This window comes from Crenalkalicoccus roseus (assembly GCF_004761865.1).
GTDB lineage: Bacteria > Pseudomonadota > Alphaproteobacteria > Acetobacterales > Acetobacteraceae > Crenalkalicoccus > Crenalkalicoccus roseus.
In genome coordinates this window covers 23562-34454 of the sequence record NZ_SJDM01000033.1, presented here as the reverse complement: position 1 = coordinate 34454, position 10893 = coordinate 23562, and the positions used below count along the sequence as shown (strand labels likewise).

The following is a 10893-nucleotide window of genomic DNA, read 5'->3' as shown; positions in this document are numbered from 1 at the left end:
GCCGGCCGGGCGCGCCGCCGCGCCGCGCTCGCGCCGGGGCTCCGCCGCCCGCCGCTCGCCGCCGCGCCGGGCCGCCGGGGTGCTGCGGGAGGCGGCGCCGCGCCCGCGGCGGGACCTGCTCGCCGCCGCGGCCTCGGCCAGCTCCTCGGCGCTGATCGAGTCGAGCCCGTCGATCTCGATGCGCGGGATCGGCTTGCCGGTCAGCGCCTCGATCGCCGCCACCAGCTTCACGTCGTCGGGCGTGGCGATGGTGAAGGCGCGGCCCTCCCGCCCGGCGCGGCCGGTGCGGCCGATGCGGTGGACGTAGTCCTCGTCGCGGAACGGCACGTCGAAGTTGAACACGTGGGAGAGGCCGCCGATGTCGAGGCCGCGCGCCGCGACGTCGGAGCAGACCAGGAGCTGCAGCTCCCCCGCCTTGAAGCGGTTCAGCGTGGCGAAGCGCGCCGGCTGGTCCATGTCCCCATGCAGGGCGCCGACGGAGAAGCCGTGCCGCTTCAGCGAGCGGTACAGGACCTCCACATCGACCTTGCGGTTGCAGAAGATCAGCGCGTTCTGCACCTGCTCGCGGCGGATCAGGCGGCGCAGCGCCTCGCGCTTGTCGTGCTCGCGCACGAAGACGAGGCCGGTGGTGATGGTGGCCGCCACGCTCGCCGGCGGCGCCACCGAGATCTCCTTGGGGTTGGAGAGGAAGGCGTCGGCCAGGCGCCGGATCTCCGGCGCCATGGTGGCGGAGAAGAACAGCGTCTGGCGGATCGGCGGCAGCAGCGAGACGATGCGCTCGACATCGGGGATGAACCCCATGTCCAGCATCCGGTCCGCCTCGTCGATCACCAGCACCTTCACGTCGGCGAGCAGGACGCGGCCGCGGTCGAACAGATCGAGCAGGCGGCCGGGCGTGGCGATCAGCACGTCGACGCCCTTCTCGAGCACGGCCTTCTGCTCGTCCATGCTCTCGCCGCCGATCAGCAGGGCGTGGGTGAGGCGGAGATACTTGCCGTACTTTTCGAACTGCTCGGCGACCTGCAGCGCGAGCTCGCGCGTCGGCTCCAGGATCAGGGAGCGCGGCATCCGCGCCTTGGCCCGCCCGGAGGCCAGGATGTCGAGCATCGGCAGGGTGAAGCCCGCGGTCTTGCCGGTGCCGGTCTGGGCGGTGCCGAGCACGTCGCGCCCCATCAGCACGACGGGGATCGCCTGCTCCTGGATCGGGGTGGGGCGGACGTAGCCGGCCTCGGTCACCGCCCGCAGCACCGGCTCGGAGAGGCCGAGATCGGCGAAGGTGACCCGGGGCTCGGGCGGCTCCTCCGCCTCCTCCTCCTCCGCGCCGTCCGCCTCCTCGGAGTCTTCCCCGGCGGTGCCCGCAGGCACCTCCTCCGCCGCCGCGGTGGGCACCGGGACGTCCCCGGCGGGGGCCGCGGCCGGCTCGCTGGGCTGCGGGGGCGGGAGGTCCGGGCCTTCCCCGGTGGCGGGAACGGGCGCGGGCTCGGCTCCCTGATCCGGGGCGGGAGCCTCGGGCGCCGGGATGGTGTGGTCGGGCTCGGCCGATGCCGCTGCGGGCCGGTCGGACGTATCGCTCAAGTGCCGTCGATTCCTTCGCGGGACGGCGCCGCCTCGGCGGACATCTCGGATGCCCCGCGGCGCCCGGCGGCCACCGCGAGGGGGCGCGCCGTTCCAGGTCCGTGCGGCATATGCGCCCGGCGCGGCGCGGAATCAAGCGGTTCCGGCCATTGTTCGCCTTCTGCGCGGGGATTATGCGGCGGCCATGCCTCCGCCCCAGGACCTGCTGCTGCTGCCCGGGCTGCTCTGCGACGCCCGCCTGTGGCGCGACCAGGTGGCCGGCCTCGGCGACCGGGCGCGCTGCGTCGTGGCCGACCTCACCCGCGACGATTCCCTCTCCGCCCTGGCCGCGCGCGCCCTGGCCGCGGCGCCGCCCCGCTTCGCGCTGTGCGGGCTTTCCATGGGCGGCTACGTCGCCTTCGAGATCCTGCGCCGGGCGCCGGAGCGGGTGACGCGCCTCGCCCTGCTCGACACCTCCGCGCGCCCGGACACGCCGGAGCAGGCGCGCCGGCGCCGCGGGCTGATGGCGCTCGCCCGCGCCGGCACCTTCCGCGGCGTGACGCCGCGCCTCCTGCCGCAGCTCGTCCACCCCGCCCATCTGGGCGGCCCGGTGGCGGCGGAGGTGATGGCGATGGCCGAGCGGGTCGGGCGCGACGCCTTCCTGCGCCAGCAGGCGGCGATCCTCGGCCGGCCGGATTCTCGGCCGCTGCTTCCCGGCATCCGCGTGCCGGCGCTGGTGGCGGTGGGGGAGGAGGACGCGCTGACGCCGCCCGCGCTCTCCGAGGAGATGGCGGCGCTGATCCCTGGCGCGCGCCTGGCGCGTCTGCCCGGCTGCGGCCATCTGCCGCCGCTCGAGGACCCTGCGGCGACCACCGCCCTGCTGCGCGCCTGGCTGGACGCGCCGCCGGGCTGAGGCCGGCCCTGCCCGCGCAGTCCGCCCCGGTTCCGCGATCCGCTCTAGACGTCCACCGCCGCCTCGTCGAGCCGCGCGGCGTTCTCCTGGATGAAGCGGAAGCGCAGCTCCGGCTTCCGGCCCATCAGCGCCTCGACCAGTTCGGAGGTCCTCGCGCGCTCCTCCGGCGGCAGCACCACCTTCAGCAGGGTCCGCCGGCGCGGATCCATCGTCGTTTCCTTCAGCGTGGCGGGCGGCATCTCGCCGAGGCCCTTGAAGCGGCTGACCTCCACCTTCTGGTTCGGCTTGAACGCCTTCTTCAGCAGCCGCTCGCGGTCCGCGTCGTCGCGGGCGTAGAGCGACCTGCCGCCGGCCTGCAGGCGGTAGAGCGGCGGCTGGGCGAGGAACACCCGCCCCTGCCGCACCAGCTCGGGCAGCTCCTTGTAGAAGAAGGTCATCAGCAGCGCAGCGATGTGCGCCCCGTCCACGTCGGCGTCGGTCATGATGACGACGCGGCCATAGCGCAAGCGGGCGATGTCGAACCGCTCCCCGGCGCCGCAGCCCAGCGCCTCGATCAGGTCCTTCAGCTCCTGGTTCTGCCGCAGCTTGTCGGCGGAGGCGGAGGCGACGTTGAGGATCTTGCCGCGCAGCGGCAGCACCGCCTGGGTCTCGCGGTCGCGCGCCTGCTTGGCGGAGCCGCCGGCGGAATCGCCCTCGACCAGGAAGATCTCGGTGCCCTCCGCGCTCTCCCGCGCGCAGTCGGCGAGCTTGCCGGGCAGGCGCAGCTTGCGCGTCGCGCTCTTGCGCGGCGTGTCCTTCTGCTCGCGCCGGCGGAGGCGCTCCTCGGCGCGTTCGATCGCCCAGGCGAGGAGGTTGTCCGCCGTGGTGGGGTCGCCCGCCAGCCAGTGGTCGAAGCGGTCGCGCAGCGCCGCCTCCACCAGCCGCGCCGCCTCGGGGCTGGTCAGCTTCTCCTTGGTCTGGCCCTGGAAATGCGGCTCGCGGATGAAGACCGAGAGCATGCCGGCTGCCCCGGAGAGCAGGTCCTCGGCGGTGACGGCGGCGGCGCGCCGCTCCTTCTTCAGCTCGCCATAGGCGCGCAGCGCCTTGACCAGCGCCGCGCGCAGCCCCGCCTCGTGCGTGCCGCCCTGCGGCGTCGGGATGGTGTTGGCGTAGGTGTTGAGGAAGCCCTCGCCCTGCTCCAGCCAGGTGATGGCCCATTCGCAGCGGCCCTGCGCCTCGGCGAACTCCGCCTCGCCGGCGAAGGGCGCGGGGACGACGGCGCTGCGCCCCTCGACGGCGGAGGCGAGGAAGTCCGAGAGACCGCCCGGGAAGTGCAGCACCGCCTGGGGCGGCACCGCCTCCCCGGCCAGGGCGGGGTCGCAGGCCCAGCGGATCTCGACGCCGCGGAACAGGTAGGCCTTGGAGCGGCAGAGGCGGTAGAGCCTGGCGGCGGAGAATTGCTGCCTGCCGAAGATCTCGGGGTCGGGGCGGAAGCGGATGGCGGTGCCGCGGCGGTTGTGCACCGCCCCGGCGTTCTTCAGCTTGGTGACCGGCCTGCCGCGCTCGAAGGCCTGGGTGAAGAGGGTGCGGTCGCGCGCCACCTCCACCTCCAGCCGCTCCGACAGGGCGTTCACCACCGAGGAACCGACGCCGTGCAGGCCGCCCGAGGTGCTGTAGGCCTTGCCCGAGAATTTCCCGCCTGAATGCAGGGTGGTGAGGATCACCTCGAGGGCGGAGAGCTTCGGGAATTTCGGGTGCGGGTCGGTCGGGATGCCCCGCCCGTTGTCGCGGATGGTGAGCCAGTTGCCCGGCTCCAGCGTCACCTCGATGCGGTCGGCGAAGCCCGCCACCGCCTCGTCCATGGCGTTGTCCAGGATCTCGGCGGCCAAGTGGTGCAGCGCGTTCTCGTCGGTGCCGCCGATGTACATGCCCGGCCGGCGCCGGACCGGCTCCAGCCCCTCCAGCACCTCGATGTCCTTGGCGGAGTAGGCGGCGGCATCGCTGGCATTGGCGGCTCCGCGTGCAGGCCGGCGGCCGCCGAACAAGTCGTTCATGTCTTGTTCCCCTGTTGCCGCCAAGATACCCCTACCCGCGACGCGCGACAATCCGGATGAGGAGTCGCGCCGGCCCCGTCGGGCAGGGGCGCCCGGCGGAGCTTCGGCGGGAGGCGGCCGGGAACGACCCCCGGCCTACCGCGCCTTGTCCGGCCCGAGATGCGCCTCCAGCATCCAGAGCTTCTTGTCCATGGCGCGGGACTGCTCGGTCAGCAGGTCGGCCGTGTCGGCATCGCCCGCCTCCTCGGTCTCCTCGATGCCTGCGCGCAGGGTCTTGGCGACCTGGGCGTAGCGCTCGGCCAGGGCCGCCACATGGTCCATCCCGGCCAGCAGGTCGGTGGGGTAGGGGGGCAGCCGGGTCTGGGAGGCCAGGGTCTGGGTGGTGCCGCTGGCGATGCCGCCGATCTGCACGATCCGCTCGGCGAGGTCGTCGGAGGCCACGGCGAGATCGGTGTAGAATTGCTCGAACAGCTCGTGCAGCGCGCCGAAATGCGGCCCCTTCACGTTCCAGTGCGCCTGGCGGGTGGCGTTGTAGAGGTCGATCGTGTCCACGAGGCAGCCCTGCAGGATGCCGATCGAGACCTGCTTCGCGTTGTCGGGGACGTCGTTGCGGGTTGGCAGGACCTTGGCGTCCTTGCCGGACGATTTCGCCATGCTGCTGCTCCTCTCTCGTTGCCGCTCAAGGATGGGGTGCCGCGCCGCGGGGGGAAGGCCCCGGAACGCGGCGGGCCCGGGCGTGCGGCGGGGGAACGGTCCCCGGCCGGGAAGGTTGCCCGCCGCGCCCGGAGCCGCTTCCCCCCGGCCTCGTTCGCGGCAACGGCCCTGGTTCATTGTCCGCGGGGCAAGGTCGCGCACCCGGCCGTTTCCGGCGGTTCGCGATCCGCCCTAGGGGGCGATGCTGAGATAGCGCGCCGCCTCCGGCGGCCCCTCGCCACGGTGGCGGGCGGCGGCGCGGCCGAGGATCGCGAGGTCCTCCTCGGTCAGCCGGTGCTCCTCGCGCAGATGCTCGGTCCAGGAGGGGACGGCCCAGAGCTCGGCATAGCGCTCGGGGTGCGCCACATCCTCGTAGAGCCGCCAGGAGACGGCGCCGGCGCGCAGCCGCACCAGGCGCACCTCCCGCATCTCGGCGAGGAAGGCGTCGCGCTCGGCCGGATCGATGCGGTAGCGCACCACCTCCAGCACCTGCCCGGAATCCTCGCCGAGCAGCGCCTGCAGCTCGGCCGCCGGCGCCTCCGGCTTCGGCACCGGATGGGCCGGCGCGGCGGAGGGCGGGGCCGGGGCCAGGCTCCAGCCCCGCACCGCGACCGCCGCCACCGCCCCGCCCGCCGCCGCGAGCCCCATCGCCGCGGCGATGCCGAACCGCCCGCCGAGCCAGCCCGCCAGCGCCGAACCCAGCGCCATCAGGCCGAAGAAGCTGAGCTGGTAGATCGCGATCGCCCGCGCCCGCACCCAGGCGGGGGCGGCGATTTGCGCCGCCGCGGCCAGGGTGCTGCCGGCGGCGATCCAGGCCCCGCCATAGGCCAGCATCGCCAGCGCCGCCGGCAGCCAGTGGCGCGAGAGGGCGAGCATCCCCATCGCCGCCGCCGCCAGCAGCGACGACCAGAACACCAGCGCATCCGGCCCCATGCGCCCGCGCAGCGCCGGCAGCACGAAGCCCGCCCCGACCGCCCCCGCCCCCATGACGCCGAGCATCAGCCCGAAGGCCTCGGGCCCGAGGCCGAGCCGCTCGCGCACCAGCAGCGGCATCAGCCCCCACACGGCGGCGGTGAAGAAGAAGAAGGTGCAGGCGCGGAGGATCGCCGCGTGCATGGACGGCGTCGCCGCCACGTAGCGCAGCCCCGCCCGCATCGCCGAGAGCAGGTGCTCCTTCGGCAGGCGGGAGGCGCCGCGCTCCCGCCGCCACAGGATCAGCACCAGCATCAGCACGAGGAAGGTGAGGGCGTTCAGCGCGAAGGCCGCCTCCGGCCCTGCCGCGGCCACGGCGAAGCCGCCGATCGCCGGGCCCACCGCGCGGGCCAGGTTGAAGCCGATGCCGTTCAGCGCGATGGCGCCGACCAAGTCCTCGCGTGGCACCAGCTCGGGCGTGGTGGCGGCCCAGGCGGGGAAGTTCATCGCCGTCCCCGCCCCGATGGCGAAGGTGAGGGCGAGCAGCCCCCAGGGGCCGAGCGCCTCCGCCGCGGTCAGCGCTGCCAGCAGCAGCGCCATCGCCAGGATCCAGGCCTGGGCGCCGATCAGGAAGTGACGCCGGTCCAGGATGTCGGCCAGCGCCCCGGCCGGCAGCGCCAGCAGGAACACCGGCAGCATGGAGGCGGCCTGCACCAGGCTGACCATCAGCGGCCGGGGATCGAGGCTGGTCATCATCCAGGCCGCCGCGGTGCCCTGGATCCAGATGCCGATGTTGCTCGCCAGGGTGGCGAGCCAGAGGGTGCGGAATACGGCGTGGCGCAGCGGCGCGGCGGCGCGCGGCAGGGGCAGGGCGAGGGGCATCGCCCCAGGGTGCAGCGGGCGCGCCGCCAGCGGAAGCGGAACAGGCGGGGCAGGGCCTGGAAATCCCGCCCCCCACCGCCCAGATCGTTTCCGCCATGGCCGAGCGGTTCCGCAGCTTCGAGGAATTCTGGCCCTACTACCTGCGGGAGCACGCCGCCCCCGCCACCCGCGCCGTGCACGTCGCCGGCACCGGGCTGGCGCTGGTGGCCCTGGTGTGGGGGGTCCTGCTCGGCCCCTGGTGGGTGGTGCTGCTGGCGCCGGTCATCGGCTACGGATTCGCCTGGGTGTCGCATCTCGCGATCGAGCGTAACCGGCCGGCCACCTTCACCTATCCGCTGTGGTCGCTGCGCGGCGATCTGCGCATGGCCTGGCTGGCCGCGACCCTCCGCCTCGGGCCGGAGCTGCGCCGGCACGGGCTGTAGCCCTTCCCCGCACATCCCCCGCTGACCCGTCCCGGCTGCGGGACTATACGCCTCCCGCACCGGGCGAGGGGGCGATTGGCGGGTGATGGAACGGTTCTTCGAGATGCGGGCGCGCGGCACCGATCCGCGCACCGAGGTGGTGGCCGGCGCCACCACCTTCCTGACGATGGCCTACATCGTCATCGTCAACCCCTCGATCCTGGCCGAGGCCGGGATCGACCAGGGCGCGGCCTTCGTCGCCACCTGCCTCGCCGCGGCGATCGGCTCGGCGCTGATGGGGCTGTGGGCCAATTTCCCGATCGCGCTGGCGCCGGGGATGGGGCTCAACGCCTATTTCGCCTTCGGCGTGGTGCTCGGCATGGGCGTGCCCTGGCAGGTGGCGCTCGGCGCCGTCTTCGTCTCCGGGCTGATCTTCCTCGCCGTGTCGCTGCTGCGCATCCGCGAGTGGCTGGTCAACGGCATTCCGCTCTCGCTCAAGCTCGGCATCGCCGCCGGCATCGGCTTCTTCCTCGGCCTGATCGGGCTGCGCAGCATGGGGCTCGTGATCGCCAACCCGGCGACGCTGGTCGGCCTCGGCAACGTCGCCGAGGTGCCGGTGCTGCTCGGCGCGGCGGGGTTCCTGCTGATCGCGGGGCTGTCCGCGCGCGGCGTGCCCGGCGCCATGATCCTCGGCATCCTGCTGACCGCCGCGGCCGGCATCCCCTTCGGGCTGACCACCTTCCGCGGCGTGGTGGACCTGCCGCCCTCGATCGCGCCGACGCTGTTCCAGCTCGACATCGCCGGCGCGCTGGCGATCGGCATCTTCGGGATCGTCTTCACCTTCTTCCTGGTGGACCTGCTCGACAACGCCGGCACGCTGATCGCCAGCACCCACCGCGCCGGGCTGATGCGCCCGGACGGCACGGTGCCCAACCTCGGGCGGGCGCTGCAGGCGGATTCGGGCGGCGCCATCATCGGCTCGGTCCTCGGCACCTCCACCACGGTCAGCTACATCGAGAGCGCGGCCGGCATCCAGGCGGGCGGGCGCACCGGGCTGACCGCGGTGGTGGTGGCGGGCCTGTTCCTGCTGACGCTGTTCCTCGCCCCGCTCGCCACCTCCATCCCCGGCTACGCCACCGCCCCGGCGCTGGTCTTCATCGCCTGCCTGATGGCCCAGGCGCTGCGCAGCCTCGACTGGGACGACATGACCGACTACCTGCCGGCCATCCTCACCGCCCTGGCGATGCCCTTCACCTTCTCCATCGCCACCGGCATCGGCCTCGGCTTCATCGCCTATGCCGGGCTGAAGACGGTGGCCGGGCGGGCGCGGGAGGTGCACGGCGCGGTCTGGCTGCTGGCCGTGCTCAGCGCCATCAAGTTCATGGTAAGCTAGAACGGATCGCGGCGGACCGGGGCCGTTGCGCGCTCAGGGCCGGGCGGACGCGGCCCCGGGCGCCTCCGCCGCCTGCACGAAGCGCCGGTCGCCGACGCGGCGGGTGAAGCGGATGGCGTCCAGGTGCTCGAGCAGCGGGATGCTGAACTTGCGCGAGATGCCGAGCAGCGCCCCGGCCTCCCGCGCCGCGAAGCCCTCCGGCCCCGCCAGCGCCTCGGCGATGCGGCGCTGCGCCTGCGCCAGCGCCTCGCGGTGGAACAGCAGGCTGCGCCCCTGCACGCGGTCGGTGGCACGCACCAGCACGCCGCTGCCGAGCAGCAGGCGCAGCGCCTGCAGCCGCCGCGGATCGCCCGCCACCGCCGCCGCCGTGTCCGGCGGGGCGAGGCCGGCTTCGCGGAACAGCGCCTCCATCGCCTGCACCAGCGCCCGGTCGTCGCCGCCGAGCGCCCGTGCCGGATCGTGGCTGGCGGCGCGGATCAGCCCGCCCGCCGCGCGCGCCGCCGCGCCCTCCGCCAGCAGGGCGCCGAGCAGCGCCCCGGCGACCGGCGCGGCGGCGCCGCGGGGCAGCGCCGCAAGCAGCGCCTCCGGTCGCATCCCGGGCTCCATCGGCCGCGCCGCGTGGAAGGCGGCGAGCGCCCCGCGCAGCGCGGCGAGCCCGGATCGCCACGCCTCGCCGTCCACCAGCGTGCCGTCCGGCAGCGCCCGCGCGCCCCCCTCCAGCGCCCAGGCGCGCAGCCGCGCCGGGGCGTGGCCGAGGCGCGGCGCGAGCGCCGGCGGCGCGGCCCCGGCCAAGCCGAGCTCGCGCAGCAGCAGCCGCGTCGCCCCGGCCCAGTCGCCGCCGGCGGCGGCGCGGAGCCTCGGCTCCGCCGCCGCCTGGGCGCGGGGGCGGCGGGGGGCGGGGGGCAGGTCGAGGATGGTGCCGCCGCCGACGGTCAGGGGCGGGGAGGGACGGCGCAGCACGAAGCCGTCCCCGGCCATCGCCGCCACCGGCGGCACGCAGAGGAGCTGCGCCAGCACCGTCCCGCCCGGCGGCAGCGCCCCGCCGCCCGGCAGGCGCAGCCGCGCCGATGCCTCCTGCGTGCCGGTCAGCAGCCGCAGCACGGCGCCGTTCCCGAGCGGCCGGGGCGCCGAGGCGAGAAGGGAGAGACGCACATCCAGCCAAGCCGCCTCCCGCGCCGCCCCCGGCGTGGCCAGCACCCTGCCACGCCGCAGCGCCGCCAGCCCGACGCCGCGCAGCCCGGCCGCGACCCGCCGGCCCGGCCCGGCCGCCGCCACCGCCCGGCCGTGCATCTGCAGGCTGCGCAGCCGCACCCGGCACCCACCCGGCAGCAGCTCCGCCTCCTCGCCGGCCGCGAGGCGCCCGCGCCGCAGCGTGCCGGTGGCGACGGGGCCGATCCCCGGAAGGGCGAAGGCGCGGTCGAGGGGAAGCTGGAACAGCCCGTGCTCCGCCCGCGGCGGGGCGGCATGGGCAAGCCGCGCCAGCGCCGCCGCCAGCGCCTCCAGCCCCTCCCCGGCGAGGGCGGAGGTGCGCACCACCTCCATCGGTCCGAAGCCGCAGGCGCGGGCGCAGGACAGGGCCTCGGCGCCGGCCGCGGCCGCGGCCTCCTCCGTGGCGCGGTCGCACTGCGCCACGGCGACGACACCGCGGCAAAGGCCGAGCAGCCCCGCGATCTCCAGGTGCTCGCGCGTCTGCCGCCGCACCCCCTCCGCCGCCGAGACCACGATCAGCGCCGCCTCGATGCCGCTCGCGCCTGCGATCATGGTGCGCACGAAGCGCTCGTGGCCCGGCATGTCCACGAGGTCGATCTCCGCCCCGCCGGCGCGCAGCAGGGCGAAGCCGAGGGCGATGGAGATGCCGCGCGCCTTCTCCTCCCGCAGCCGGTCGGTGTCGGTGCCGGTGAGGGCGCGGACCAGCGCCGTCTTGCCGTGGTCCACATGGCCCATCACGCCGACCAGCAGACTCGCCGCCGGCGCGGCCGCCCCGCCGCCATGCCCCGCCCGGCTGCCCTCCATGCCGCCTCCTCCCCCGCCGCATGCCGCGGCGGCAACGCCGGCGGCCAGGCGGGGTTCGCGCCGGGGGCGGGGCGGCTGCTACCCTCGCCGCCGCAACGG

At 75.2% G+C, this 10893-nt stretch carries 8 protein-coding genes; 3 read left to right on the top strand and 5 right to left on the bottom strand.

Annotated elements, in window-relative coordinates:
- Positions 1 to 1626 (bottom strand): DEAD/DEAH box helicase (locus ET526_RS16260; RefSeq protein WP_338025370.1); only part of this gene is annotated, 1626 nt, incomplete at its 3' end.
- Between the two features lie 133 nt (positions 1627 to 1759).
- Between ET526_RS16260 and ET526_RS16255 the strand changes: the two genes are divergently transcribed.
- Positions 1760 to 2467 carry an alpha/beta fold hydrolase gene (locus tag ET526_RS16255; RefSeq protein ID WP_135468946.1) on the top strand — a complete coding sequence of 236 codons (708 nt, stop codon included), beginning with the start codon at positions 1760 to 1762 and terminating at the stop codon, positions 2465 to 2467.
- Positions 2468 to 2511: 44 nt separating this feature from the next.
- On the opposite strand, the gene parE is transcribed toward ET526_RS16255, so the two are convergent.
- From parE to ET526_RS16240, 3 genes are all read right to left on the bottom strand, one after another.
- Positions 2512 to 4500 (bottom strand): DNA topoisomerase IV subunit B, encoded by a 1989-nt coding sequence (gene parE, locus ET526_RS16250; RefSeq protein ID WP_135468944.1) that lies wholly within the window; start codon positions 4498 to 4500, stop codon positions 2512 to 2514.
- A 135-nt stretch (positions 4501 to 4635) separates the two neighbouring features.
- Positions 4636 to 5154, bottom strand: a complete 519-nt coding sequence (dps, locus tag ET526_RS16245) for a DNA starvation/stationary phase protection protein Dps (protein WP_135468941.1) — start codon at positions 5152 to 5154, stop codon at positions 4636 to 4638.
- A 231-nt stretch (positions 5155 to 5385) separates the two neighbouring features.
- Positions 5386 to 6987 (bottom strand): MFS transporter, encoded by a 1602-nt coding sequence (locus ET526_RS16240; protein WP_135468939.1) that lies wholly within the window; start codon positions 6985 to 6987, stop codon positions 5386 to 5388.
- Between the two features lie 95 nt (positions 6988 to 7082).
- Between ET526_RS16240 and ET526_RS16235 the strand changes: the two genes are divergently transcribed.
- Together ET526_RS16235 and ET526_RS16230 are read left to right on the top strand one after the other, a co-directional pair.
- On the top strand, positions 7083 to 7409 hold the full coding sequence (locus ET526_RS16235; protein ID WP_135468937.1) for a DUF962 domain-containing protein: 327 nt from the start codon (positions 7083 to 7085) through the stop codon (positions 7407 to 7409).
- An 85-nt stretch (positions 7410 to 7494) separates the two neighbouring features.
- On the top strand, positions 7495 to 8781 hold the full coding sequence (locus ET526_RS16230) for an NCS2 family permease (RefSeq protein ID WP_204623680.1): 1287 nt from the start codon (positions 7495 to 7497) through the stop codon (positions 8779 to 8781).
- Positions 8782 to 8814: 33 nt separating this feature from the next.
- Here ET526_RS16230 and ET526_RS16225 read toward each other — a convergent pair whose 3' ends face one another.
- Positions 8815 to 10794 (bottom strand): selenocysteine-specific translation elongation factor, encoded by a 1980-nt coding sequence (locus ET526_RS16225; protein WP_135468933.1) that lies wholly within the window; start codon positions 10792 to 10794, stop codon positions 8815 to 8817.
- Positions 10795 to 10893: the final 99 nt, after the last annotated feature.